We start from the raw sequence: 25,470 nt of genomic DNA on the forward strand, positions 1-25,470 counted from the left end.
CCGCGAAGGCCGTCCCTCCTACGATCTCGGATTTCGTTCTCATATTTGATGCTCCTTGCGGTCTGCGCCGAAAAGTTTCCGGCCACAAGCGAGGCCCTGACACGGTGGAGCCTCGGTGACCGAGGACCATGCAACCCGGCAAACGACGCCACGGGGAGGCGACGGTCATAGGGGTGCTGGCAGCACCCCTCTCGCAGAACCTGGTGGCCGTGGCCCGCAGGGTCGTAATCTCGCCGGTATGGACAGCGAGCACCGCGCGGCTGAGATCGGTGAGTTTCTTGCGTCGCGGCGGGCCCGGATCACCCCCGAACGGGTCGGATTACCGGTCTACGACGCCGCCAAGCGCCGGGTGCCCGGGCTACGGCGTCAAGAGGTCGCCACGCTGGCCGGACTCTCGGTCGACTACTACACCCAGATCGAACGCGGCAAGGTCCGCGGTGTCTCCGAATCCGTGCTCGACGCGATCGCCCGTGCCCTGCGACTCGACGAGGCCGAACGCTCCCACCTGTTCGACCTGCACCGCGCCGTCACCACCGGCCCACAGCGGTCCCGGCCGCGGCGCACGAAAACCGTCCGGCCGATGATTCAGCGGCTGTGCGATGCGATGACCGTGCCCGCATTCGTGCGCAACCCCCGCCACGACCTCGTGTGCGGCAACCAGTTGGCCTACGCCTTCTACAGCCCGCTCTACCCCGACCAACTGCATCCCGATCGCAGCCACCCGGTCAACTTCGTCCGATTCTGCTTCCTCGACCCGCGAGCACGCGAGTTCTACCCCGACTGGGACCAGATGGCCGACAGCTCGGTCAACCTGCTGCGCACCGACGCCGGCCGCGACCCCTACGATCGCGGCATCTCCGACCTGGTCGGCGAATTGTCCACGCGCAGCGAAGAATTCCGGGTGCGCTGGGCCAAACACAATGTGCGCCTGCACTACACCGGCACCAAGCGCTTCCACCATCCCGTGGTGGGCGATATCGAGGTCGGCTACGAAACGATGCCGCTGCCAGCCGATCCCGGTCTGGTCTTGACCATCTATAGTCCAGAACCGGCCAGCCCCTCGGCCGACGCCATGACCCTGCTCGCCACCTGGGCCACCACCCACTTCGGCAGCCCTGCCCCCGATCAAACGCTGCGCAACCCCTGATACCCCGGCCACGAAGAGTGTGACGTCGTAGCGGACCGGCAGCGCACGCCCGCCCTGGCTCTCAGGACGCCGCTGCGGTGGCGCGGGCCCGGTTGTCCCGGATCTCGTCGTGATGGTCGGAGGCCCAGGTGATCAGGGACGTGACGATCTCGAGCAGGCTGCGGCTCAGTGGCGTGAGCGCGTATTCCACGCGCGGCGGCACCTCGGCATAGGCGGTTCTGGTCACGAGTCCGTCCTGCTGCAGCTGGCGCAATGTGAGGGTGAGCATGCGCTGGGATATGCCGGGAACGTCGTGCTGGAGGTCGGTGTAGCGCCGGGGCCCGGCGTCCAGGACGGCGATCACGAGCATGCTCCACTTGTCCCCGACACGGTCCAGTACCTGCCGGATGAACTCCATCTGCCCGGTGGGAATTCCAGCGCACGGCCCGCGGCCTGCGGCAACGCTCGATCGGGCGGTGACCTCCATGGCGCACATTCCTCTCCGGCACAGACATCGATGTGCCTTTTGCACGACCTTCAATACTGGCCCATTATGGCGCTACGCACAAACAGTAGGAATTGGAGGCGCGTCATGAGGATAGAGATCTGGGCCGAGGTCACCTGCCCTTGGTGCGGTCTGGGCAACCATCGCCTGAATCGGGCGGTCGAGCAGTTCGAGCACGGCGACGAGGTGGAGGTGATCCACCGTTCGTTCCCGCTGAGCGACGGGTTCCCAACCGACCGCACCATCGGCGTGCGCGAAGCCCTGCGGCACAAGCACGGCATGACCGGCGAGCAACTGGAGACGATGACGCGCCGGATCGAGGCGATCGCCGACCAGGAGGGGCTGAGCCCTTACATCGTGCTGAACAACCAAGTCGGCAACACGCAGCTGGCCCACGAATTCCTCGCCTACGCCTCGGACGAAGGCAAGAACCGCGCCGCGTGGGATGCGATCTTCCAGGCGTATTTCGGTGCGGCCCGGCCGATCTTCGGCCTCGATGTCCTGCTCGAACTCGCCGAGAAGCTCGGTCTGGAGCGTGCGCAGACCCGGCGTGCGCTCAGCGAACGCCGGTTCCAGCAGCAGGTGCACGACGAGGCACGCGACGCTCGGCGACTGGGAGCCACCGGCGCGCCGTTCATCGTTCTCGACGGCCGGTATGCCCTGTCCGGAGCCCAGGACACGGCAACCCTGCTCGACGTACTGCACAAGCTCTGGAACGAAACCCAGCCGTCCATTTCGGAGACCGGCGGCGACGCAGCGATTTGCGGCCCGGGCAGCTGCGCAGCCCCCGCCGGTCAGCCCAACAACGCCTGACCACTCACCGCGCCCGGCCCAAACATGCGCCTGGCCCATTCAAAGGAGTAGCTGTATGTCCAAAGTGATTGCCATCTTCGGAGCCGGTACCGGCCTCGGCGTGTCCGTCGCCCACCGCTTCGGGCGCGAAGGCTTCCGCGTCGCTCTCGTGGCGCGCCGCAAGGACCGCCTGGACGCGCTGGTCGAGCAGCTCGCCGGTAAGGGCATCGAGGCGGCCGCCTTCTCCGCCGATCTGTCCGAGCCCGCCGAAGTGCCCGCACTGGTCGCGGCCATCCGCGCGCGCTTCGGCCGCATCGACGTCGTCGAATACGGGCCGATCGGCGGTGAGCAGGGCTTCACCCCGGCCGCCCAGCTCGATGCGATCACCCTGCAGGGACTGATCCCGCTGCTGCTGCTCACCCCGGTGGAGGTGGTCCGTGCCGTGCTGCCGGAATGGACCGAGCGCGGCGACGGCGCGTTCCTGCTGACCCACGGCTATTCGGCGGCGCAGCCGATGCCCCACCTCAGCGGTGTCGGCCCGGTGATGTCCGCCGCCCGCAACTACCTGTACTCCCTCAACGGTGAGCTCGCCGACACCGGCATCTATGCGGGCACCCTCTCCATCGGTGCGATGATCGCCCGCAGTGAGGCGGCCGCCGCGGCGGAGGCCGATTCGGACTCGCTTGCGGCCTTCCCCGTTGTCGACCCCGACGACCTCGCCGAGTACTACTGGGACATGTACACCAAACGCGACCGCGTCGAGCAGATCTATCCCGAATCCCTTGCCCCGCAAACCATCGCGGGGTAACCCGGCACGGTATCGACTCGGCCGAGATCCCGGGGCGTAGGTTCCAGCGTGGCCGGGGCATCTGAATCACGAAGTGCCCGTATCGGATTGCCGCACCGACCGCACCTCGGGGTTGCCTTCCGATGGCCGGTCAGCTCGTTCCTTTGCGCCCCACGAGATGAAAGGCGCGACTGAGTTGGCGGTACGGTCTCGTCGGCTGGCTTCGAGTTCGACTGCGGCCGTGGCCGCTACCCGGGGCCTGGACGCGCTGGCGCTGATGGGGGCGCAGTACTACGAGTTGCTGGCGGACCGCACCACCCTGTTGTTACAGCTGCAAGGGTTTGCCGCCTGCGGTGACAGCGAAGTTCGTGATCTGGTGCGGGCGCGGCTCGCACACATGTGGGACGGTTGCCGATACGACGGGCCTCGACCCGGTGACGGTGAAAGTCGCTCCTCGCCCCTTCGGCATGCCGCCCGACAACGCGGCCACCGTCGGCGTCGACGAGCCATGGGCCGAGGGGTGCGCACCCGTATCCAGGCGGGTCTTTTCGAACATCACCACTGACACCAACCGATGAAATCGGCGCTCAGCAAGGAATGAATCTCCCATTCCCCGCTGCACTCGAACACGAGGGATACCGAGCGGTCGGCGAAATAGCTCGTCGTGGCGGCCGAATTACTTCCTGGCAGCGTTGTAAGCGGCGACGATGTCAGCGGAGATCCGGCCGCGCGCCGATACCTGGTGCCCATTCTTGCGGGCCCATTCTCGGATAGCGAGCGACTGTTCCCGGTCCACCGTCGACCGAATGTCCTTACCGATGCCTCCGGTCTTGGACCTGGACTTCAACCGCCCGAGCTTGCGCGCGTTCCCCGTCCAAGGCTCCAGTACCTCACGGAGCTTTCCGGCATTCTTTTTCGAAAGATCGATCTGATAGGTAACCCCGTCGAGGGAGAACTCAACGGTCTCATCGGCTTTCGACGTGCCATCCAAATCATCGACCATGGTAACGGTCACTTTCTTCGCCATGCCAGCCCTCCATGTGTGAGCATTTCTTCGACAAACTGATGGTATCTGCCCACTCGATCCAACATTGCCGCGCGATATGTCTGTACACGAATACGGCGGAGCAGGCGACGATCATCGGAATCGCTCGATAAATGCGAGCCACTTATTATGTCGCCAGAACCACTACGACGCGGAGTTCCCGCATCAACGAGCGCGCCCGCGATCACCTGCCGCGAGTCCGGTCACCGAGATGACCGACCAACACCGAACTCGATACCGCCGCGATGCAGCCCACACCTCGCCGAGATACTCCGGCTGCGCCGGTGCCAGCCGCGCAACCGCGATCAATAGGCACTGGACCTGTTCTAGTTAAGCGCTTAAGCTCAGCCGCAACGACCATGGATCCTTCGCCTCGGGACGCAGGGCCAGCCTCGAACCAACTGTCGGCGCTGCCCCAAGTCCTGCGGGCGGCAGGCGGCCAGATCTTTCCTGTGCTGCACAGCGCAGGGTTCTCGATAACTGAAGGCATCGCGCTTCTCCGTGTCGGAGCGGCTCGGCGAAAGGATGAGGGACATTGAGCAACACCATCGACATCGATCCTGCGGTCGAAAGCCCTAGCTCGGGGATCATTCCGGTCTTCGACCCGTCCACCGAGGAGCTGATCGCGGAGGTCGTCGATTCCGACCAGGCGACCGTTGACGCTGCGGTGGCCCGGGCACGCGAAACATTCGAGTCGGGTGTCTGGCGCAAGCTGCCCGCCGCGCACCGCGCGGAGGTGCTCTTCCGCGCCGCGGATATCATCAGGGCTCGGACCGACGAACTCGCCGAGATCGAGGCCCGTGACAACGGCATGAACGCGATGGCCGCGCGGCAGATCATCAAGGTGTCACTCGAGATGCTGGTGTACTACGCCGGCTGGGTCGGCAAGATCCACGGCGAGTCGAGCAACCTCGTATCCGACGGACTACTCGGACACTTCGAGAACTACCACACCTTCACTCAGCTCGAGCCGGTCGGCGTCGTCGGCCTCATCATCCCCTGGAACGGCCCGTTCTTCGTCGCCATGCTCAAGGTCGCGCCCGCCCTCGCGGCAGGCTGCAGCGCTGTCCTCAAACCCGCCGAGGAGACGCCACTCACCGCGCTGAAACTGGAGGAGATCTTCCGCGAGGCGGGCCTGCCAGACGGCGTCCTCAATGTCATCACCGGCTACGGTGAGACCGCGGGTGCGGCGCTCACCGCGCACCCGGACGTCGACAAGATCGCGTTCACCGGGTCGACGGAGGTCGGACGGCTGATCGTCAAGGCGGCCGCAGGCAACCTCAAGCGCCTGACCCTCGAACTCGGCGGCAAATCACCGCTGATCATGTTCGACGACGCCAATCTGGACAAAGCGATCATGGGGGCCGGCATGGGCCTGCTGGCCGGGTCGGGCCAGAACTGCTCCTGCACCTCGCGCATCTACGTTCAGCGCGGCATCTACGAACAGGTCGTCGACGGACTCGCCGCCTTCGCCAAGATGCTTCCGATGGGCGGAAGCGATGATCCCAACTCGGTCCTCGGGCCGCTGATCAGTGAGAAGCAGCGCCAACGCGTGGAAGGCATCGTGAACGACGGCGTGGCCGGTGGCGCGCAGGTGGTAACCGGCGGCAAGGTAATGGACCGCCGCGGCTACTTCTACGAGGCGACGATCGTCACCGGCACCACCCCCGACATGCGGCTCATCCGCGAGGAAATCTTCGGGCCGGTCGGCTCGGTAATCCCGTTCGACGACGAGGACGAGGTGATCGCGGCCGCGAACGACACCGACTACGGGCTCGCGGGCTCCATCTGGACCGAAAACCTCGGCCGCGCACACCGCGTCGTGAACGAGCTCCGCGCCGGCCAGATCTGGGTGAACACCGCGCTCGCGGCGGACCCCTCGATGCCGATCTGCGGCCACAAACAGTCGGGTTGGGGCGGCGAGCGCGGCAAGAAGGGCATCGAGTCCTACTTCAACATCAAGTCGGTCTACATCAGCCACTGAGCGGGTCGACCGGGATTGTCGGCGGCAACGGTGTTCCCGCGCACTGGGGATGAAGCCGGTAGAGGTGACTTCACCGGCTTCACCGAGGCGGCCCCGCCACGAGAATTTCCGATAGGCGATATTCGGAGCGCGGTCTAAGTCGAGGCGCGCACGACGAGCCGGGCGATGTCCGTGGGCTCGGGAGCCGATGGCACCGGATACCCCAGTTCGGTGAGGACTGCCGCGATCGCGGCGTTGGCGACCGCGGTGGGATCGAACTCCACGGTGGTCAAAGGCGGTGAACTGAACGCTCCCATGGGGTTTGCGTCGACGCCGATGACGGCGAGGTCGTCGGGGCAGCGGAGTCCGGCTTCGTGGATGCCGAACAGCACCAGGCCCGCGATCTCGTCGCTCTGCGCACAAACAGCGGTCACCCCGTCGCGCACCCACCCGGCCACCACAGCAGCGACATTGTCCGGGGTGACCTCGCCGACGCTGATGGACGGCAGATCCCGCAGGCGTGCCGCTCGGTCGACGCCCTCGAACCAATAGTCGCCCAGGGCACGCCATTTCGCGATTCCGGTATAGGCGAAGGCGATCTTGCGGTGCCCACGCGCGGCCAGATGACCGACCCGCAACGTGCCGACCGACAACAGCGGGTCCCCGAGCGCGGGCAGCAGTCCGATCTCGATATGCGGCACCTTCGCCGCGCGCACCGCGGTGCGTACGCGAGCGCTCAGCGGAAACATGCTGACGACCGCGGTCGGATCGAGATTGCCGATGGCATCGACGACCTGCTGATCGTCTTCGGTCTGGAAGATCTGCACCTGCAACAACCCGTGGCGGGCGAGTTCGGTGGTCATCCGGTTACCGGCCTCGATCGGCATGTCACCGACCGCTACCCGAGGCACCACGTACAGCACCACGCCCCCCTTGCCGCGTGCCAGATTCCGCGCGGCGACATTCGGCCGATACCCCAACTGTTCGGCAGCGGCGTACACCGCTTCCCGGGTTCGCGCCGAAATCCGCTTGCCCTCGGCATTGTTCAGGACATAGCTGACCGTCGCGGTCGAAACATTCGCCAGCCGCGCCACATCGGCGTTCGTCGGCCGCGCGACCCTGTCCTCGACGCTCGATGCGTCATTCTCACGAGCGGCCATGGCCTCATGATGGCACGCCGCGCCTCGCTCATCCCGGTCGCCATCCCCGTCTGCGGTGCTCGAAGAACTCCGCGGCGCGACGGATCGAATCCTGCACCGGTTCGGGCTTCCAGCCGAGTTCGCGTTCGGCCTTGCCGTGGTCGAGCGGCGACATCAACTCGGCCATACGCACACCGACCGCGGCGAATGGGAGGTCGCGGTTCACCCAACGGGCGGTGAGGTCATTGCCGCGGGCAGCGAGGTAGAGCATTCGAAGGGGCAAGCCGATGCGCGGTGCGCGGACTCCCACAGCATCAGCGGCGATCTCGTGGACCTCGCGGCTGCTCATGTAGCGGTCGGAAATGATGTACCGCTCGCCGGGGCGGCCGCGGGTGCCCGCGAGGACCATCGCACGCGCGGCGTCCTCGACCCCGACCACCTCCGAGGAGAAGTCGAAGTAGCAGGGGAATCGCCCGGCAGCGACCCGGGCGATCACCGAACCGTGCGGCGTCGGCGCCCAGTCGCCGGGGCCATAGGTCGTGGAGATGCACATGGCGACTGCCGGGAGGGACTTTTCCCTGACGTAACGCATCACGAGATCCTCGGCCGCGACTCTGGCCGCGATGTACGGACCGCCGTCGTCCCAATTGTGCGGGTCGTCCTCGGTGACCGGGCGCTCGTTGCTGATGGCCAGCGTTCCGGCGGTACTGGTGAAGACGAATTTGTCCGGTCCGGCCGCGACAGCGGCGTCCAGCACATGCCGCAAACCCTCGACGTTGGTGCGGAACAGTGGCGCCGGATCGCGCAACCACATCCGCGCGTCCACGACACAGTAGTAGACGACGTCACATCCGTTCATCGCCGAACGCAGTGCGGCGTCGTCGAAGACGTCACCGTAAACGCGTTCGACGTCGAGATCGTCGATACCCAGCGTCGAACTGGTGGGGCGCAGCATCACCCGCACGTCCGCACCGTCGGTCGCCAACCGCCGGGTCACATGGCTTCCCAAGAACCCGCTGGCCCCGATGACCAGCTTCTTCGACTGTGTCATGGCCGCCGACATACCTATTTCAGCATGCTGCCCGCGTCGATCGGCAAAGGTACGCCGGTCACGTAGCGGGACTCGTCCGATGCCAGGTAGAGCACCGCATTGCTGATGTCGATCGGATCCACCCACGGCACCGGCAGGGTGTGGAACATTTGGCAGATCGGCTCGAGATCCTTCGGCCCCGGATTCTCCAGGTCGGGACGGAACAGCTTGAAAGTTCCCTCGTTCAGCAACATATCTGTGCTGACGTGAGTGGGATGCACCGAATTGACCCGGATCGAGTGCTGCCCCAACTCGACGGCGAAGGTTCGCATGAGACCGACCACACCGTGCTTGGCCGCGACGTAGTGTCCGACGTGCGGGTAGGCCTTGAGACCGCCGACCGAGCTGGTGAGGATGACCGAGCCGCCACGACCGGCCGCGATCATATGCGGCGCACCAGCTTTCACGGTTTTCCAGACGCCACCGAGGTTGACGCCGATCATGTCGTCCCAGAGGTTTTCCTCGAGATCGACCAGCAGACCGCCCTCGTTGCCGATGCCCGCGTTCGCGATGATGATGTCCAGTCGGCCCAACTGCTCGACGCCACTGTCCACCGCCGCCTTCAGCGCCGCGTAGTCCCGCACGTCGACCTCGGCAGTGACAATGCGCCGACCTTCGGCCTTGACGAGATCGGCGGTGGTCGCGAGATCTTCCGGTGTCGGCATCGGGAACGGCACGTTGTCCAGCTGTTTGCAGACGTCGACGGCGATGATGTCGGCGCCTTCTTGCGCCAGCCGCACGGCGTGGCTGCGACCCTGGCCGCGCGCCGCGCCGGTAATGAATGCGACCTTTCCTTCGACTCGTCCGGTCATGACTACCTCTATTCGTTGTGTTGATTCGTTGATCAGGAAGTAAAGGCGGGCAACGTTTCCCAGCCGCGGACGGTCGAGGTGGGCGACAGCTTGGTATTGGCCGTGTCGACCTCCCACTCGGGGAAGCGCGCCAAGATCTCCTCCAGCGCGATCCGCCCTTCCAACCGTGCCAAGGCCGACCCCATGCAGTAGTGCGTGCCCACGCTGAAGGTCAGGTGTTGACGGGTGTCGCGATGGATGTCGAAAACGTCACCGTCCGGTGGGAATTGACGGGCGTCGCGGTTGGCCGCACCGATGAGCATCATCATGACGCTGCCCTCCGGAACCGTCCGGCCGTGCAGTTCGACATCCCGGGTCACATAACGTGCGACGTGCGGTGCGGGTGGTTCGAACCTGAGCAGTTCCTCCACCGCGTTCGGAATGAGCCGCGGATTCTCGACCAGCGCACGCCGTTGGTCGGGATGTTCGGCGAGCACCTTGCCCGCCCAACCGATCAGCCGCGTCGTGGTCTCGTTACCGGCGCCGGACACCACATTGACGTAGATCAGCAACTCCTCGCGGGTAAGTCGCCGTACGGTTCCGGTCTCGTCCTCGAATTCCACATTGAGCAGCTCGGTCATGATGTCGTCGGACGGGTGCTCGGTACGCCAATCGATATAGGCGGCGAAGATGTCGCCGGTGGCCATCCCCTCGGAGGCGGCCTTCATCGGCTGCCCCTCCTCGGTCCGCATTTGATCGTTCGCGAAGTCTCGGATCGCTTCCTGATCCGCCTCGGGAATGCCGAGCAGCATGCCGATCGTGCGCATCGGCATCTGTGCGCCGATATCGGCGATGAAGTCCAGCCGACCGGTGCCGACCAGCGGATCGAGGCTGCGGACGGAGAATTGACGAATCTTGTCCTCGAGTTCCCGGATCTTGCGCGGAGTGAACATGCGCGACAAGAGCTTTCGGTGAATATCGTGGACCGGTGGATCCTCGAAGATCAGAATTCCGGGCGGCATCTCGATTCCGGCCTTGATCAGTTCGAGGATGGCTCCGCGTGCGGAACTGTAGGTGCCCGTGTCGAGTAGTCCCGCATTCACATCGGCCCACCGGCTGATCGCATAGAAGTCGTGCTGCTCGTTGTAATAGATGGGCAGCTCTTCGCGGAGCCGCTTGAACATCGGGTAGGGGTCGGCATTGAGCCGGACATCGTAGGGGTCGTAGTAGATGTCGCTGATCGCACTGGTGGTCACGGAGATTCACCTCTCCTTCTCGAATTTCGATATCGGGCTTTGTAATCGGGTAGCTGGGCCGATCGCCTACGGCAGCTCGACTTTGCTGGTCAGCCATCGACCGTCGACACGGTCCATGGTCATCAAGATGCGGTTGCGGTCGATGCGTGGCGTCGGGTTGGTCACGTTGGTGATCTCGGCGTCGACGAACAGCATGATCACGGCGTGGTTCTCGGAAGCGGACTGCACACTCGCGGCGACGATGTGTCCCTTGCTGACCGACTTGGCCTGCAGCAACATCGGTTTCAGCTGATCGGCCGACTTGCTGTACATATTCTTGAATTCCCCGGTCGCCCCGTTCAGGACGGTCGCGAAATCGGCGTCGATATGCGAGGAGTCGATGCTGGTCAAGGCCGTCGCATAATCCCGAGCGGCCGCCAGTGCTTCCGTGCCCGCGGCTTCGCGATCGTTGCGGGTCTCGAGTTTCCAGCCGAACACCGCCGCGAGTATGACCGACACTACGACGAGCAGCAGCAGGATCCCGGTCAGTGGTCGCGGCAGCCACCGGCGCGATGAGCGGCCGGATTTCCCGGTGTGCTCGGCCGCGCCCGCAACTGCCCCGTCCACCGCGGCGTCGGCGTGCACAGCGGCGTCGGATGCTTCCGCGCCGATGGTCGGCGACGCCGAATCATCTTGGTTCACATCGGGATTCGTGGCCGACGCCTGATCGGACGCCGCACCATCGCCCTCGGGCGAGACCGAGTCGCCGGCCTTGTCCACTACCATCACCGAGCTCTTGTTCATCCTTGTCTCCTGTTCGCAATCGTCATTCCCCCGGTGCGCTATCCCCCTTGCACGAATGGGCCGCCGTACGTCTGCGGAACGGAGTACGGACCGGTCGGTGTCGGGTCCGCGCGCTGCTGCGGATCCACGCCGGGTGGAATGGTCGCCGTGTTGTCGCCGGGCGGCCGGGGCGCGTTCGCCGCGCCGCGCGGCATCAGCGTCGGGTCGGGATTCGTACACCGCGCGTGCAGATACGGTTCCGGGGAATCCGGAATGGTGCCTGGGAGGCGCGGCAGGTCGTAGTCGCACGAGTACTTCGGGTAGGGATTCACGATGGCCCACACACCTCCGTCGTGCAGGGCCGATACGATGGCATCGAGCGTCGAACCCGTGCGCTGCTGCGGGAAGAAGAATTCCTGTAGCGCGGGGACGTGCAGGTAGGCCATCTGTGACGTGGTGGTCAGGTTGCCGAGGAGCTGCACCATGGTCGGCGAGTTGTCGGCGATGATCTTGTCCACCGCGGTGAGCGCACCGGGGGTGTTGTCGACCAGGGTCTGATAACCACCGGTCATCGATCCGACGCCCGCCATCGTCTGTGACAGGTTGGCGGCGGTCGTCTGCAGCCCCGGAGCGACGTCGCCCAGCGTGGTGAGCACCGCCTTACTGTTGTGCAAGAGCGAAACTGTTTGCGGCAGAACCGAATCCAGGGTCGAAAGCAGGAACATACCGCCGTCGACGATGGCGGCCAGTTTCTCGGGCGCTGCCGAACTCGCGCCGAGTTCGCGCAGTATCGCCTCGATCTGGGCCGGATCCAGCTGCGCCAGCGTGCCGCTCATGCTGGCGAGCATGGTGGCCAGCGTGACCGGTGTGGAGGTGTGCTCTCGACCGACGATGTCGCCGTCGGACAGATACGGGCCGTTCTCGGAGGAGGGCAGGAAGTCCAGATATTGTTCGCCAGCCGCCGACAACGAGGCGACCCGAACCTCGCCTGCACGCGGGATCCGCACGCCGGTGCGGATTTCGGCAACAGCGACGACCTTCTCGCCGTCGACGTCCACCGACCGCACGCGTCCTACCCGGACACCGCGCAGCGTGACGTCCTGATCGGGCAACAGGCCGCCGGATCGGGTCAGTTCGACCCGCACCCGGTACTGCGACCGGAACGGATCGAGTTGCAGGGAGCCCAGCAGCAGGTACCCCAGCCCCAGGACCAGTACGAGCAGTAGGCCCACGCATGAGGTCAGCAGGCGGTGGCGCGACATCTGCCGCGCCGTGTACACCAGCGCTCGCGCGGGTGGCTCCAGAATTACGGCTGTGTTCATCGGCCCGGCTCGACTTTTTCTCGCAAGCGGTTGAGGGTGTACTCCAGCGACCCGATGAAATTCACCCAATCGGTCGCGTCCGGCATTCTCGAGCCGGAATCGGCCGGAGTATTCGGATCCGGCAGCGCACCGATCGCGAGCCGGGCGACATCGACATTCACGTGCGCCGACGACGCACTCGTCACCTTCATGATCAGCGGGATCAGGCCGATGAGTGCGTCGAGGTTCGCGTCGGGATTGTTCGCCGCGGTGTTCATGCCGTCGGCCAGCAAATTGACCGATTCCATCAGGCTGCGGTCGTTCGTGCCGTTCACCGAGGGGTATCGGGCGATCTGCTGGGTGATCCGGTTCACCTGCCCGACCAGATCGATGATGCCGCGGGTGTTGTCGCCGATGACCTGCAGAGCCGGTCCGGCCGCGCCGAGCACGTCGCTGACGTCGGCCCGCTGCGTGGCGATCGTCGCGCTCAGATCGCCGGTCGCCGCGAGGATTGCGCGGATCCGGTCGGACCGGGCCGCGAGATTGTTCACCAATTGTCTGGTCTGCTCGATCATTTCGGCCAGCCGGTCACCGCGACCGCCGACGGCCGCGCCGAGGCTGTTGGCCAGGCTGGTGATGTTCTCGATGGCGCCACCGTTGACGAACAGGGCGGCTCTGGTGAGCACTTCCTCGATGGTGGCCGCGGCCGAGGTCGACTGCAGCGGAATGCGCGCGCCGTCACCCAGATCGGGAGCTGCGGGATCCGGCTCGGCGGGCGGAGTGAGTGCGACGAAGACGTCACCCATCGGGGTGGCCGAACGCAATTCGGCGGTGGTCCCCGCGGGCAACCGCACACCCGATTCGATCCGCATCACGACCACGGCCGTGTAGTTTTCGGCCTGCATCGACTCGACCTCACCGATGTCGGCGCCGCCCCGCCGGACCTTCGCTTTGGCAGGCAAGTTGAGCGCGTTGGCGAAGGTGGCCGTCAGCGAATAGCCGTCGCCGCCGATACCCGGCGCCGGTAACGGGAGTTTATCCAGGGTCACCGAACACCCGGTGGCCGAGCAGGCAGCCGTCGATACGGCCAGCACCGCGGTGATGCGGAGCAGGCGTTGTCGCGAACCGAATTTCGTCATAATCGAGTCATCTCTGCTATTTCGGCGGTGCGCCCGCCATGACCGCGAGCATCTGGCCGATACCGAAGTCGGGACCCATATCGCGCGCGGTTCCGGTCGCACAGCCGAGCTCCTTCAGCCCCAGCAGGTTGCACACCGTCTTCAGCATCTGGCCGTCGAGGAAGAACTTGTTCAAATCGATCGTGGCGCGCAATGCGCCGACATTCTGGTCGATCGCGTTGTACGCGTTGTCCGTCACCAGCGGAAAGACGTCGAGAAATTCGGCCAGGTTATCGTTGTAGTCGGCCATGGATTTGGTGATCGTGTTCGAATTCGAAGCCAGCGCCCGCAGATTGCCTTGGTTACGCTGCAACAGATCGGTCATCGCGATAATGATCTGATCGAGTTTCGCCCCGGTGTCACCGGCTCCGAGGTGCTGGTCGGCGAGGATATCGCTGAGCGTCCGCACACCGGAACCGAATTCGCGCAATGCCTGATCGTTGCGGGAGGCGGCCGCGGTCAAGGCATCGAGATTCTGGACGACCGAGGTGACCGCGGCTCGGGTCGCGGCCCCGTTGTCCGGGCCGAGCTGCATTGCGCGCGACAGATCGCTCATCGCGTCGCGCAGATTGTTCCCGTTGCCTGCCACGATCTGCGAGCCCACGTCCAGCAGACCACCGACCGGTCCCTGGCCTTTGCCGTCTCCACTCAGCGAGGTGGACAGCTTGTCGGCCATCGCCAGCAGGCTGTCGAATTCCACCGGGGTCCTGGTGCGATCGGCGGTGAGGACGGTGTGATCGGCCAGCGCCGGACCGTCGCGATATACCGGAGTGAGTTCTACATGCCGGTCGGTCAGGACGGAATCCGACACGACAACCGCCTGGGCGTCGGCCGGAATCTTGACCCACTTATCGATATCCATGGTGACGTCGACGTGCGTCGCACGCGCCTGGATGTCGACAACTTTCCCGACCCGCATACCGAGCACCGAGACGGCATTGCCGGTGTACAAGCCGTTCGCATTCGCGAACTGCGCGGTAATCGTGATCGAGGTATCGGTCAGTCCGCCGATCGGGCCACTGGAACATCCGGCGACCACGGCGCCGAAAAGCGCGACGGCCGCCAGCTTCGCTCCTGCGATCACGCTATTCATTTGCAGTCCTGGAAGTACGGTTGCTGGTTCACTTGTTTCGCGTATCCGCTCAGTGCGCACATGAAGGAATCGATGAAGGCGCCGTCGGGCGCGTTGGCCGCCAATTCCTGACCGGACCCCGAGGCGTTCGCGAACAACCGCCACGGCACCGGCAGGATCTGCAGGATGTTGCGCAGCAGGTCGTCGTGGCCAGCGATCATTGCCGTCATCTGGGTCAGATCGGTGATCAGTTGCTGGATTTCGGGACCGTCGTCGACCGCGATGGGCTTCAACTGTTGGACCAGCGTGGTGGCGGCCTTCAGCAATCCTTCGATGGCCTGCCGCCGAGAAATTATCTGCTCCAACACATTTCGTCCTTGACCTACCATGGCCGCCAGTTCGGCCTGTTGCTCGTGGAGCAGCGTGAGCACCTGATCAGTGCTGTTCAGCAGCGCGCCGATCTGGGTGCGCCGATCGGCGATCACCGACGACAGCGACCTGATGTTGCCGAGAACTTCGGGCATCAAGGCAGGCGTGCCGCGCAGTTGCGCGGTCAAGGCATTCATCGTCTGCGCGACCCGATCGGCATCGATGCCGCTGAAGGTCGTGGTGGCGTTCTGTAGCGCGGTTTGCAGGTCATAGGGCACCTCGGTACGAGACAGTGCGATCGAATCGCCCCTGAGGTGCCCCGACCCGGCGGGGCGGAGTTCGACATAGCGCGACCCGAGCAGCGTCGTCAGTTTGATGGCGGCCCCGGTATCGGATCCCAGCGGCAGGCCGCGGCGCAGCTTCATGGTCACCACCACGTGGTCCCCGGCCAGCCGTGTCCCGGTCACGGTGCCGACCTGGATACCGGCGAGCGTCACCGCATCGCCGGAGCCCAGACCCGCGGCCTGCGCGAAATCGGCCCGGTAGGTCTGCTCACCGAGGTGCAGCGAATTCACGAATACCGTCACCCCGACGACCACCGCGACAACGGTGACCGCGACCAGGCCGATCCCCAGTTTGCTGCGGTCCTCGAGCGGGCGGCCGCGCATCCGCCGCCACACGGTTTTCAGTCGTCGTATCATCGCTGCCTCACCTGCAGATCACCGAGTTCTCGGCCTTGCCGCCGGGGGTGCTCGCACCGAGAATCGCCGCGAGCAGCGGATCGAATCCGGGCAGCATGCTCACCTGCACATCGCAGGCGTAGGCATCCACATAGGCGCCGTTGTCGGTAACGCGGGCCATACCCTTCAGCAGGAACGGCAAATTGAAACCCAGCTCGGCGAACTTCTGCTTGTTGTCCATGAAGTGCTGGGCGAATCCTGGTTGCCGATCGACGAACGCATTGATCGAGGGACTGGCACCTTGCACCACTGCCGCGGCGCGGCCCAGCACGCCGGAGATCGAATCGACCTGCTCGAACAGCACATCACGCTGCTGTGCCAGCGCATCGAAGATGCTGCGCGTCTGCTGCAGCACCGTCTTCAGACTGCCGCTCTGCTTCGACATGTCACTCAGTACCGCACCGAGATTGTCGATCACCTGGCCCAGAACCTGGTCCGGTCCCGCGAATGCCTGTGCGAGCGAGGCGGTTTCGGCGATCAAAGTGGTGATCGCACCATCGTCGCCCTGGAGTGTCCGCACCACCGCCGCACTGATGTTGTCAACTTGTTGCGGATCGAGCACGCTGAACAGCGGCTCGAATCCGTTGAGCAGCTTCGAGATATCGAACGACGGCTCGGTGTGTTCGACCGGGATCTGCCCGCCCGGCGCCAAGACCTTCGGGTCACCGAACTCACGCAGCGACAGCCCGACGTAGCGCTGCCCGATGAGATTCTGATAGATGACCGACGCTGCTGTATTGCCGTACAATACCTGGCCGCGCTGGACCTCGAACGTCACCTTCGCGCGGGTGCCGTCGAGATCGACGGCTTTGACTCGGCCGACTCGCACCCCGGCCATCCGCACGTCATCGCGCGCATGCAGTCCCGATACATCGGTGAAGATCGCCGAGTACGTATCGGTCTGCCCACTGACGTTGCGTGACAGCGTCACATACATCGTCCAGGTCAGCGCGATCGAGACCACCAGGAACAGGATCAGGCCCAGCAAGGGTTTGCGATAGCTCATCGAGGCTCTCCCGTCGGGACATCCGGTGCCGGGGTGAGCTGCACGTCGTTGCCCCGCAGCAGCGGGCCGAACAGGATATCGGCTGCGGCGTTGGGCTCGCCGCCGAGAATCGACGCGATCTGCTGCTGCTCCTGCCAGCTACCGATCGGACCCACATTTCCCCCGATCGGAGACGAATAACTCGTCGGCGCAGCCGCATTCGGGCCGATGATGGTGGGCCCACCGATCGCGGCCGTGCGGCAACTCGGCCCCTCGAGATCTCCGTAGCGCGGGCAATCGGCGCGTGTGTACTGCCGATGCGGCGTCAGCTCGAGGATGACCTTGGCCGTGACATTCTGATCCGCGGTGTCCCACAGCCCGAGGAACGTCCGGGCCAGCCGGGTCTGCGAAGTGGTCATCTGGACGAAATTGCGACTCCCCGCACCGAGTGTGCCGACCACCGGGGACAGCTTCGCGGTCATGTCGGTGATCGTCTCCGTGTTGTTCTCCAATGCCGTGCCGATCGTTGCGGAGGTGGTCAGACCACCCGTCAGCAACGTCGCCAGCTGGTCTTTGCGCTCTGCCACCGCGCGCATCGGACCCACCGCGTCGTGGACGGCACTCATCAGGTCGGGTGCCGAGTTCCGAAGTCCGGCAAGCGCATCCGACAGCGCGCCGAGTGTCGAAGCGGTCCCGTCGGGAGCCATCGCCGCGTTGAATGCCTCCGAGATCCGGGTCAGTTCGGCTCCGGCCCGAATGGCCTCGGTGCCACGGCCGCTGGTGGCGCGTTCGACCACAGCCAGGACCCCGAGCGCCGGATCCGATTCCGAACGCCCTGCGGCGGCGGCGATTCGGCTCAGCGCGGTCAAGGATGTCTGCAGCCGGACCGTATCCAGGCTCTGGTCCTCAGGAATGCGCGCGCCCGCGGCAAGCGGTGCACCCCCGCCCTGGTAGACCAGCTGGATCGACGGCACCGCGAATACGTTGCTCGGCACGACACGTGCGGTCACGGTTGCCGGAATCCCTTGCACATACTCGGGTTTCAGATCGATCCGCACGTTGTTCGGGCCGCCATCGCTCGACGGCGTCACGCTGTCGACCTGACCGACCAGAACGCCCTGATACTTCACATCCGATTTCGCCGGTAGGCCGTCGCCCACATTGACCAGCACCGCTGTGACGCGAACGGTCTGCCGGAATACCCCTTGCGATCTCGCGATCATCAGGACTGCGGCGGCCGCGAGGACGAGGAGCAAGGCGATCCCCCGCAGAAGCAGCTGCCAGTCGGGCAGCACCTTGCCGTCGGATTCGAACGCAATAGACATCTGCTACCCACTGATTCTCGCGCCGGCGTCGAAGCCCCACAGGGCCATCGTCATCAGCAGATTCACGAAGATCATCGCGGTGATACTCGCGCGCATGGCACGACCCGCTGCCACTCCGACGCCTTGGGGTCCACCCGAGGCGTAGAAGCCGAAATAACACTGGATCGTCGTGGTGAGGACGACGAACACGAGCGCCTTCGACAGGGAATAGACAATGTCGGTGCCGCTGAGCACCAGGCGGAAATAGTGTTCGTAGGTACCCGGCGACTGTCCGCCGGACAAACCGACAACGATTTCGACCGACAGGTAGCTGACCGCCAGACAGGCCAGATACAGCGGAACCATCGCCACGATCGAGGCCAGCATCCGCGTGGTCACCAGGTACGGGATCGGGCGGATCGCGATCGCGTCGAGTGCGTCGATCTCCTCGGCGATGCGCATGGACCCCAACTGTGCGGTGAAGCGGCAGCCCGCCTGCGCGCAGAAGGCGATCGAGGCCATGATCGGCGCCAACTCACGGGTCGCCGCTGTCGAGGCGATCATCCCGGTGGCCGGGCCCATCCCCAGCAGTTTCAGTGCGCTGAAGCCCTCCACGCCGACGATGGCTCCCGCCGCGGCGCCGAGTACGAGAATGACCTGCCCGGTTCCGCCGCCGACGACAACCGAGCCGTTCCCCCACGTCACATTCGACAGAATTCTGAGGAACTCCGCGCGATAGTGCCGCAGCACCACCGGAATTCCGCCGAGCACACGGACGAAGAAGGTGGCCATATACCCGAGCCGCATGACCGGAACCGACACCGCGGTCCCGGCGACCAGGACGGGCCGCAGGCCTGGCGGGTAGTAGCGCGACGCCATCACAGTGACGTCCTCGGGAACAGCAGCGTGTACAACTCGGTGAACCCGGCATTCACCAGCATCAGCAGCACGATGGAGGCGACCACGGCAGCATTGACAGAGTTCGCGACCCCGCCCGGACCACCCTTGGTGCTCAACCCTTTCTGACACGAGACAACCGTGACGATCACCGCGAAAACCACGGCCTTGAACATCGCCAGGTAGAGATCGCCGACCCGAGCGAAGGAGGAGAACGTAGCCAGAAAGCTACCCGGGGTACCACCCTGGACATAGACGTTGAACAGATAGCCCGCCACGAATCCGACAAAGCAGCTCAGACCGGTCAGCCCCAGAGCCACCACGACTCCCGCGGCCAACCGGGGCACCACCAGCATCCGCAGCGGCGAAACACCCATGACCTCCATCGCATCGATCTCCTCGCGGATCGTTCGCGCACCGAGATCCGAGCAAATGGCCGACCCAACGGCCGCAGCCAGTAGGATCGCCGTGACCATCGGCGCGGCCTGCCGGATCACCGCCAAACCACCGGCAGCCCCGGCCAACGAGGTCGCTCCGACCTGACCGGCCAGCAGACCGAACTGGATCGACATCGTCGCGCTGATCGGGATCGCCACCGCGATCGTCGGCACGTACGCGGTCTTGGCCATGAACACCGCCTGCCGCACGAATTCTCCGAACGGAAACCGGCCGCGGGCGATATCGACGAACAGGTACTGAATGGCCCGGGCACCCAGGACGACCTGCCCGCCGACGGTCTCCAGGGACGCACCCGGATGACGGCGCAGATATCCACCCGCCCACAGCTCGATCTCACGGACCGCGGACCGCTCGGCGATCTCGCCCGAAGTCACCGGCATCTTTGCCCGTGCCATCATGTGTGCCTCTATCTGTCTGTGGTGCCGGACTTTTCGGTGATCAGGCGAGTCAAGGTGAGCGAGGCGAGTTTCCAGTCACCGCTGCGACGCACCCAGCGTTCGTGGTAGTGCCCGTATCCGGTCAGCGCCGACCCGTCCGCCCACACGACACGGTCCTGCATGGCCCAGATGACGTGGGCCTCATCGCCGTCGACATCGATCAGCGGCGTGTGGACCTGGTGGGCGGTGCGAGCGCCGGTCAGCGCGGTACGGATCATCGCGACGGCGTTGTCTCGCCCGGTGATGATGGGGACGCCGCTGCTGCTGTGGCTGACGTCCAGTTCGATGTCCGGGGTCATCAAGTCGGTGAGGGCTGCCCAGTCCTGGGTGTCGACGGCCAGGCAATAACGCGCTTTTGCCTGCGTCAGTTCGTGGACGGTGATGAGAATGTCCGGTGTGGCCATGGATGTTTCCCTCGGTTTGCTTCGCGAGTCACCCTCAGGTAGCGTTATCGAATAGTCGATAGTCTGTATCAGATATTCGATGTGTTGACCGTAGGGCAGAGTGTGAAGGGAGTCAAGATGCGTGGTGCGATATCGGCACCGACCGCGCGTGTCGTCGATGTCGTGGAGTTGCTGGCGCGTCGCGACAACGTGCGTCTCCGATACAGCGATATCGCGCGCGAGTTGGACATGACCCTGGCCACCACGCATGCGATCTTGAAGACCCTGTGTGATCGCGGGTGGGTCACCCGCGATCCGGCCGGGAAGGCCTACGCGCTCGGACCCGGACTCGCCGTCGTGGCAGCGGCGGTGAACACACGCCCGTTCGTCGAGGCCGCGCGGGCGGCCGCGGTCGGGCTTACGGCCGAATTCGGTTATGCCGCATCGGTAACCGAGAGGGTCGCAGACTCGTTGGTGATCACCGCATTCGAGGGGGGCGAGCGACCATGGCCCGGTGATCGCATTCCCTACGCGCCGCCGTTCGGCGCGGTGTTCGCGGCCTGGGACACCGCCGAGGAACGCCGCGCCTGGATCCAGCGGGCCGCGTCGACGAATACGGCGATAGCCGAGCGCTTGAACGAGGCGCTGAATCGGATTCGCGGCCGCGGATTCGATGTGGACTACACCTCACCCGCTATCGGACAAGCCGCGAGCCTCATCGGCACACTCGACACCGGCACGATCGCCCTCCCATCGAATATTCAGGAGACCCTCGACCAGTTACGCGTGGAATTCACCACGCTCGGATTTCCGGACGTCACCTCCGCCCAGCCCCACCCGGTATCCGCCATCACCGCGCCGGTGCTCGACCCGCAAGGACACGCGGCGCTGCTGCTCTCGGTTCACCCCCTCGGCGAACTCCCGCCGGAACAGACCGAGACCATCGGCCAGCACCTGATCCGGATAACGACCGCGATCACCGGCGTCGCCCGGGACGAGGCCTGACCGCGCGACGCGGTCCTCACAGGCCGAACAGCTTTTCCTCCGCGAGCGGGTCGAGGTAGACCCGGGTGAGTGTGGAGCTTTTGATGCGCCAGCGGTCACCGTCGAGTGCGTAGGTTTCGTGGTAATGCCCGAATCCGATGACTCGGACGTTGCCGGGAAAGATCAACAGATCCTGCAGCGCCCACACCCCGGTCGCGGTGCTCGGTGACTGCACCTCGATTTCGGGCATGTGCCCCTGATGGACGGTACGGGCAGCGCCGATGGTCAGCTTCAGATAGGCGATGAAGGCGTCCGCGCCGGTCGTGACGATTCCGGCCGAACCGGTCGTGTCGATCACGACGTCGGGCGTTAGCTGCCGCTCGAGCAAACCCCAGTCCTTGGTATCAACCGCCCGGAAATAGCGCGCCTTGAGCTGTTTGATCGCATAGACGGCCGCTACCGCCGCCGCGGGATCCGGCGGCGCCTCGTCACTCGGGGCCGCGGACACACGTCCCGACACCGCCACAGCTAGACCGAGGGCGGCTGCGCCGGTCCCGATCATGAAGGTTCGCCGCGCGTATGTCATGACGGATCCGCCTGCAGGCGAGTCGATTTCATGCCCGTGATCACCCACCGGCCGTTCCGAATGCCGTAGGTGTCGTTGTGGTGGCCGAACGACAGCAAGCGTCCGCCGTCCGGCCGGACCAGCAGCACCTGCACCGCCCATGTTCCGGTCGCCGCACCCGCGGCGGTGATCTCGATTTCGGGCATGTGCCCGTGATGGACCGTCACCGCGTCGCCGAAATCGCGTTGCAGGGCAGCCACGTAATTCGAAGCTCCCGCGACACGGGTACCACCCAGCGCCGTCGTGTCCACGTCGATGTCGTCGGCGAGGACGGAACCAACTGCCGCCCAGTCCTTGGTGTCGAGACTGCGGAAATAACGCGCCTCGAGCGATTCGATCGCGTTGATCGCCTGCAATGTATCCGGATCCACCGCTGTTCCTACGCTTCCTGTTGTCGACGATCGCGACTGCGGCACCGTCGTGAAGAAATTCCAGCGGCAGAGCATGCAACGATCATTATCAAATATTCGATATCTTGCATCGGATATTCGACAGCACCTTAGGCCGGTCGATGAAAACGCGTCAAGCCCCAGGACTCGCCGTTCTCGCCAGGGACGGCGACTTGCGGCCGAGGAACCCCGCAGCGCTGCACGACCCTTCCGGCTTGACGCATATTCATAGCCAGCTTAGGATTTTGTCATATATTCGATAGATTTCATCGATTATTCGATAGCAGACATTGGCCTGTCGCTGGAATCCCCTTCACGGCGACGCGGCAGGTCGCAATAGTCGACAACCAGGAAGGCGAGTGGCAACCGCGGTGGACCCGCAGACATTGCAGGCGATCAACGTGATCGAATCGCTCGAGGCGCGTTATTTCCGCACTCTCGACACCAAGGATTGGTCCGCGTTCGGCTCCGCCCTCGCCGACGACATCGATGTGGATGCGACAGCGCTGGGTGGTGACCGAGTCCGGGGAGCGTCGAACCACGTTGCGGCGCTGCAAACCGATTACGGCGACGCGGTGACGGTCCATCGCGGGCACATGCCCGAAATCGAGATCACCGCCGCGGGTGCGGCGACCGGAACGTGGGCAGTGCAGGTGCTGTTGGTCGCGCCGGACGGCAAACGCTTGCTGTCGTTCGGCCACGATCACGACACCTATGGCATTCGTAACGGCCGCTGGGTGATCACGAGCATGAAATCGACTCGCCTGCAGGCGGATCAGTCATGATCTATACGCGGCCGACCGTCGTGACCAGAGCGACAGCCCTCGGTCCGGCACACGTGGCGGCGGATCGTGTGGAATCCGCTGGCGACGTAGCCGCTGTCCACGCGACCAAACAGCTCAAAGCGCGCTATCTCCGGGCGGTCGATACCAAGGACTGGTGGCTGCTCGAGCAACAAGTGATGCCCGACGTCATCGTCGACATGACAGCCTCGGCCGGAATCAGGACGACCGGCGCGGACGCCTTGATCGGTTATCTCCAGGCCACCATCGGCCCTGTCCGGACCGTCCATCAGGGACACATGCCCGAAATCGAGGTGCAGTCACCGAATACCGCGACCGGGGTGTGGGCGCTGCAGGATCTGCTGATCTTTCCCGGCAACATCCGAAGCAGCGGATTCGGGCACTACCACGAAACCTACGCACTCGACGGTGACCGATGGCGTATCAGCAGTACCACACTCACTCGGCTCTACCTCGACCCGACCGCGGCGCAGAGACTGTTTCGGAATAGCCGACGATATCGGTGGAGTATCGGCCGATGGGCCGCATCCTTCCACCGGCGTCGACCGTGACACCGGGCCTCCAGCCACCGAGACGAAACGAATCCCTTGCCGCACATCACAATCGAGCAAACGGCGCGGCGGTACCGGGTGGTCCAGTGGGCCACCGGGAATGTCGGCCGATCTGCTCTGCGCGCCCTCATCGGCCATCCGACCCTCACGCTGGTCGGGGTCCACACCCACAGTCCGGACAAAGTCGGCACCGATGCGGGCCGCCTGTGCCAATTGCCGACGGACACCGGGATAGCCGCCACCGGCGATATCGACGAAATCATCGAGTTGGGTGCCGACTGCGTGGTGTACACACCGCGCGTCTTCGACATCGATACCGTCTGCCGACTGCTGGCCACCGGCGCGAATATCGTGACCACCCACGGCATGTTCCATCATCCGGCCAGCATGGATCATGCGCTGTACGCACGCGTGGAGGCGGCATGCTGGTCCGGTGGAGCCTCGATCCACAGCACCGGTCACAGTCCCGGCTTCATCACCGAAACCATGCCCATCGCCCTCGGCTCCATCCAACGACGCCTGGACCGCATGCTGATCGACGAATACACCGACCTCACCCACTCCGAAACACCATGGACGCTGCTCGGCATGGGCTTCGGCACAAGCCGAGCGACATTCGAGCCGCACCGCCTGTCCCAGGCCCGCCGCGCAATCGGCCCATCGCTGCGCTCGACCGCGGACGCTTTCGGCCCGCCACTCGACGCGATCGAGGTCCGCGGCGAACTCGCCACCGCGAACCAGGATGTCCAGGTCGGCGCCGCCGTGTTTCGTAAGGGAGCCGTTGTCGCACAACGGATTACAGTCTCGGGGACACGCCGCGGCCAACCGCTGCTGCAGTTCCGCTCGACCCGCTACTGCAGCGCCGACATCAGCACCGACTGGTCACTACGCCCGACCGGATGGCATATCTCGGTCGAGGGGGACACGCCCCTCGAGGTCGACCTGCGGCCCGGGGAAGCATCGGTCCAGGCGAATGCGGCATCACCGGCCTACGCCGCCAACCGCGCCGTCAACACCATCCCCCACCTCTGTGCCGCGGCACCGGGCATCCGCACCGCCATCGACCTGCCACCCATTGCCGCGGCACTGTGGTGACGAGCTGCGTTCCTCGCGTGCTGCGCAGGGCCGGACCGCATGCGTCCCTGTTCGGCCAGTTCCGGCAGCGGTCTCGATGCCCGTCGGTCCGCCACCGACCACGGTGACCGGGCATCGAGGGCATCGAGGGCATCGAGGGCATCGAGGGCATCGAGGGCATCGAGGGCATCGAGGGCATCGAGGGCATCGAGGGCAATCTTCCAGCCCGGCTCGCACCCCCGCTGCGCGGACTCGAATTCAGCGATGGGGAACGCAAACTCGGCCGCGCCGTGCACTGACGGTATCGCCGCGGTGCTGCCGACCGCGTAGATGACATGGTCATAGTTCAGCACGCGCCCTGACGCCAGCCGCACCACACGGGCAGCGGTGTCGATCCGCGTGGCGCTGTCGACAACCAACCGGATGCCCTCGCCGAGCAGCGTGCCATAGTCGATCGTCGCCTCACCGGTCCCGGCCACGAACTGGTGCAGCCGCACTCGGTCGACGAACCCCGAGCGTGGATTGACCAGCGTGAGATCGACATCGGTGCGCACCCGCAGATGGTTGGCCGCAAGCGTCCCGGCGTAGCCGCCGCCGATGACATCGACATCCGTCATCAGAACTTCGAAGGCGAGCTGATGAAACTGAACTCTTGCTCAAAAC

At 65.0% G+C, this 25,470-nt stretch carries 27 protein-coding genes and 1 pseudogene; 9 read left to right on the forward strand and 19 right to left on the reverse strand.

What is annotated here, in order from left to right; genetic code table 11:
• The first annotated feature begins 238 nt into the window (after window positions 1-238).
• A complete protein-coding gene (locus tag NP3_RS22200) occupies window positions 239-1,147 on the forward strand; it encodes a helix-turn-helix transcriptional regulator (RefSeq protein ID WP_063043529.1) in 909 nt (302 codons plus the stop codon).
• 61 nt (window positions 1,148-1,208) lie between these two features.
• On the opposite strand, the gene NP3_RS22205 is transcribed toward NP3_RS22200, so the two are convergent.
• Window positions 1,209-1,544, reverse strand: a complete 336-nt coding sequence (locus NP3_RS22205) for a winged helix-turn-helix transcriptional regulator (protein ID WP_245721063.1) — start codon at window positions 1,542-1,544, stop codon at window positions 1,209-1,211.
• Window positions 1,545-1,718: 174 nt separating this feature from the next.
• Here NP3_RS22205 and NP3_RS22210 point away from each other — a divergent pair, with 174 nt between their 5' ends.
• The 3 genes from NP3_RS22210 (at window position 1,719) to NP3_RS46930 (ending at window position 3,775) form a co-directional block, all read left to right on the forward strand.
• Window positions 1,719-2,444 (forward strand): DsbA family oxidoreductase, encoded by a 726-nt coding sequence (locus NP3_RS22210; RefSeq protein WP_063043531.1) that lies wholly within the window; start codon window positions 1,719-1,721, stop codon window positions 2,442-2,444.
• A gap of 55 nt (window positions 2,445-2,499) precedes the next feature.
• Window positions 2,500-3,231 carry an SDR family NAD(P)-dependent oxidoreductase gene (locus tag NP3_RS22215; protein ID WP_063043532.1) on the forward strand — a complete coding sequence of 244 codons (732 nt, stop codon included), beginning with the start codon at window positions 2,500-2,502 and terminating at the stop codon, window positions 3,229-3,231.
• Between the two features lie 220 nt (window positions 3,232-3,451).
• A complete protein-coding gene (locus NP3_RS46930) occupies window positions 3,452-3,775 on the forward strand; it encodes a hypothetical protein (protein WP_245721059.1) in 324 nt (107 codons plus the stop codon).
• A 111-nt stretch (window positions 3,776-3,886) separates the two neighbouring features.
• Here the strand turns inward: NP3_RS46930 and NP3_RS22225 are convergent, their stop codons facing one another.
• Window positions 3,887-4,237: a histone-like nucleoid-structuring protein Lsr2 gene (locus NP3_RS22225; RefSeq protein ID WP_063043534.1), complete on the reverse strand. Its 351-nt coding sequence runs from the start codon at window positions 4,235-4,237 to the stop codon at window positions 3,887-3,889.
• Between the two features lie 553 nt (window positions 4,238-4,790).
• Between NP3_RS22225 and NP3_RS22230 the strand changes: the two genes are divergently transcribed.
• Window positions 4,791-6,239: an aldehyde dehydrogenase family protein gene (locus tag NP3_RS22230; RefSeq protein WP_063043535.1), complete on the forward strand. Its 1,449-nt coding sequence runs from the start codon at window positions 4,791-4,793 to the stop codon at window positions 6,237-6,239.
• Window positions 6,240-6,373: 134 nt separating this feature from the next.
• Here the strand turns inward: NP3_RS22230 and NP3_RS22235 are convergent, their stop codons facing one another.
• From NP3_RS22235 to NP3_RS22300, 14 genes are all read right to left on the reverse strand, one after another.
• Window positions 6,374-7,378, reverse strand: coding sequence for a LacI family DNA-binding transcriptional regulator (locus tag NP3_RS22235; protein ID WP_063043536.1), 1,005 nt, complete (start codon window positions 7,376-7,378; stop codon window positions 6,374-6,376).
• Between the two features lie 28 nt (window positions 7,379-7,406).
• Window positions 7,407-8,408 (reverse strand): NAD-dependent epimerase/dehydratase family protein, encoded by a 1,002-nt coding sequence (locus NP3_RS22240; RefSeq protein ID WP_063043572.1) that lies wholly within the window; start codon window positions 8,406-8,408, stop codon window positions 7,407-7,409.
• A gap of 14 nt (window positions 8,409-8,422) precedes the next feature.
• Window positions 8,423-9,259, reverse strand: coding sequence for a mycofactocin-coupled SDR family oxidoreductase (locus tag NP3_RS22245; protein ID WP_063043537.1), 837 nt, complete (start codon window positions 9,257-9,259; stop codon window positions 8,423-8,425).
• 32 nt (window positions 9,260-9,291) lie between these two features.
• Window positions 9,292-10,494, reverse strand: coding sequence for a cytochrome P450 (locus tag NP3_RS22250; protein WP_063043538.1), 1,203 nt, complete (start codon window positions 10,492-10,494; stop codon window positions 9,292-9,294).
• Window positions 10,495-10,560: 66 nt separating this feature from the next.
• The gene (locus NP3_RS22255) at window positions 10,561-11,277 is read right to left on the reverse strand and encodes an Rv1363c family protein (protein ID WP_063043539.1); all 717 of its coding nucleotides are present in this window, start codon (window positions 11,275-11,277) and stop codon (window positions 10,561-10,563) included.
• Window positions 11,278-11,315: 38 nt separating this feature from the next.
• Window positions 11,316-12,578, reverse strand: coding sequence for an MlaD family protein (locus NP3_RS22260; RefSeq protein ID WP_063043540.1), 1,263 nt, complete (start codon window positions 12,576-12,578; stop codon window positions 11,316-11,318).
• Window positions 12,575-13,696: an MlaD family protein gene (locus NP3_RS22265; RefSeq protein WP_063824856.1), complete on the reverse strand. Its 1,122-nt coding sequence runs from the start codon at window positions 13,694-13,696 to the stop codon at window positions 12,575-12,577. Before NP3_RS22265 ends, NP3_RS22260 begins: the two co-directional genes overlap by 4 nt.
• Before the next feature lie 16 nt (window positions 13,697-13,712).
• On the reverse strand, window positions 13,713-14,828 hold the full coding sequence (locus NP3_RS22270; protein WP_157124462.1) for an MCE family protein: 1,116 nt from the start codon (window positions 14,826-14,828) through the stop codon (window positions 13,713-13,715).
• Entirely contained in the window at window positions 14,825-15,877 is a 1,053-nt protein-coding gene (locus NP3_RS22275) for an MCE family protein (protein ID WP_063043541.1), read from the reverse strand. The genes NP3_RS22270 and NP3_RS22275 overlap by 4 nt, the downstream gene beginning before the upstream one ends.
• A 7-nt stretch (window positions 15,878-15,884) precedes the next feature.
• Window positions 15,885-16,922: an MCE family protein gene (locus NP3_RS22280; protein ID WP_063043542.1), complete on the reverse strand. Its 1,038-nt coding sequence runs from the start codon at window positions 16,920-16,922 to the stop codon at window positions 15,885-15,887.
• Entirely contained in the window at window positions 16,919-18,226 is a 1,308-nt protein-coding gene (locus NP3_RS22285; RefSeq protein WP_063043543.1) for an MlaD family protein, read from the reverse strand. Before NP3_RS22285 ends, NP3_RS22280 begins: the two co-directional genes overlap by 4 nt.
• Window positions 18,227-18,229: 3 nt before the next feature.
• Complete coding sequence (locus NP3_RS22290) at window positions 18,230-19,084, reverse strand: ABC transporter permease (RefSeq protein ID WP_063043544.1); 855 nt, start codon at window positions 19,082-19,084, stop codon at window positions 18,230-18,232.
• Window positions 19,084-19,959 carry an MlaE family ABC transporter permease gene (locus tag NP3_RS22295; RefSeq protein ID WP_063043545.1) on the reverse strand — a complete coding sequence of 292 codons (876 nt, stop codon included), beginning with the start codon at window positions 19,957-19,959 and terminating at the stop codon, window positions 19,084-19,086. The genes NP3_RS22290 and NP3_RS22295 overlap by 1 nt, the downstream gene beginning before the upstream one ends.
• A gap of 8 nt (window positions 19,960-19,967) precedes the next feature.
• Window positions 19,968-20,402 (reverse strand): nuclear transport factor 2 family protein, encoded by a 435-nt coding sequence (locus NP3_RS22300; RefSeq protein WP_063043546.1) that lies wholly within the window; start codon window positions 20,400-20,402, stop codon window positions 19,968-19,970.
• A 117-nt stretch (window positions 20,403-20,519) separates the two neighbouring features.
• Between NP3_RS22300 and NP3_RS22305 the strand changes: the two genes are divergently transcribed.
• Window positions 20,520-21,386 carry an IclR family transcriptional regulator gene (locus NP3_RS22305; RefSeq protein WP_063043575.1) on the forward strand — a complete coding sequence of 289 codons (867 nt, stop codon included), beginning with the start codon at window positions 20,520-20,522 and terminating at the stop codon, window positions 21,384-21,386.
• 16 nt (window positions 21,387-21,402) lie between these two features.
• Here the strand turns inward: NP3_RS22305 and NP3_RS22310 are convergent, their stop codons facing one another.
• Both NP3_RS22310 and NP3_RS22315 read right to left on the reverse strand, forming a co-directional pair.
• Window positions 21,403-21,951 (reverse strand): nuclear transport factor 2 family protein, encoded by a 549-nt coding sequence (locus NP3_RS22310; RefSeq protein WP_218024911.1) that lies wholly within the window; start codon window positions 21,949-21,951, stop codon window positions 21,403-21,405.
• Window positions 21,948-22,361 carry a nuclear transport factor 2 family protein gene (locus tag NP3_RS22315; protein ID WP_063043547.1) on the reverse strand — a complete coding sequence of 138 codons (414 nt, stop codon included), beginning with the start codon at window positions 22,359-22,361 and terminating at the stop codon, window positions 21,948-21,950. The genes NP3_RS22310 and NP3_RS22315 overlap by 4 nt, the downstream gene beginning before the upstream one ends.
• A 377-nt stretch (window positions 22,362-22,738) precedes the next feature.
• On the opposite strand from NP3_RS22315, the gene NP3_RS22320 reads away from it, so the two are divergent.
• Genes NP3_RS22320 through NP3_RS22330 form a run of 3 tightly spaced genes read left to right on the forward strand, consistent with a single transcriptional unit; the run spans window position 22,739 to window position 24,828 of the window.
• Complete coding sequence (locus NP3_RS22320; protein WP_169814545.1) at window positions 22,739-23,164, forward strand: nuclear transport factor 2 family protein; 426 nt, start codon at window positions 22,739-22,741, stop codon at window positions 23,162-23,164.
• The gene (locus NP3_RS22325; protein WP_063043548.1) at window positions 23,161-23,733 is read left to right on the forward strand and encodes a nuclear transport factor 2 family protein; all 573 of its coding nucleotides are present in this window, start codon (window positions 23,161-23,163) and stop codon (window positions 23,731-23,733) included. Before NP3_RS22320 ends, NP3_RS22325 begins: the two co-directional genes overlap by 4 nt.
• 36 nt (window positions 23,734-23,769) lie before the next feature.
• A complete protein-coding gene (locus tag NP3_RS22330) occupies window positions 23,770-24,828 on the forward strand; it encodes an NAD(P)H-dependent amine dehydrogenase family protein (protein WP_245721060.1) in 1,059 nt (352 codons plus the stop codon).
• Between the two features lie 41 nt (window positions 24,829-24,869).
• Here the strand turns inward: NP3_RS22330 and NP3_RS50555 are convergent.
• A pseudogene (locus NP3_RS50555) lies at window positions 24,870-25,424 on the reverse strand (FAD-dependent oxidoreductase); the annotation flags it as partial.
• Window positions 25,425-25,470 lie beyond the last annotated feature (46 nt).

It is taken from the genome of Nocardia pseudovaccinii NBRC 100343, assembly GCF_001613225.1.
Classification (GTDB): Bacteria; Actinomycetota; Actinomycetes; order Mycobacteriales; family Mycobacteriaceae; genus Nocardia; species Nocardia pseudovaccinii.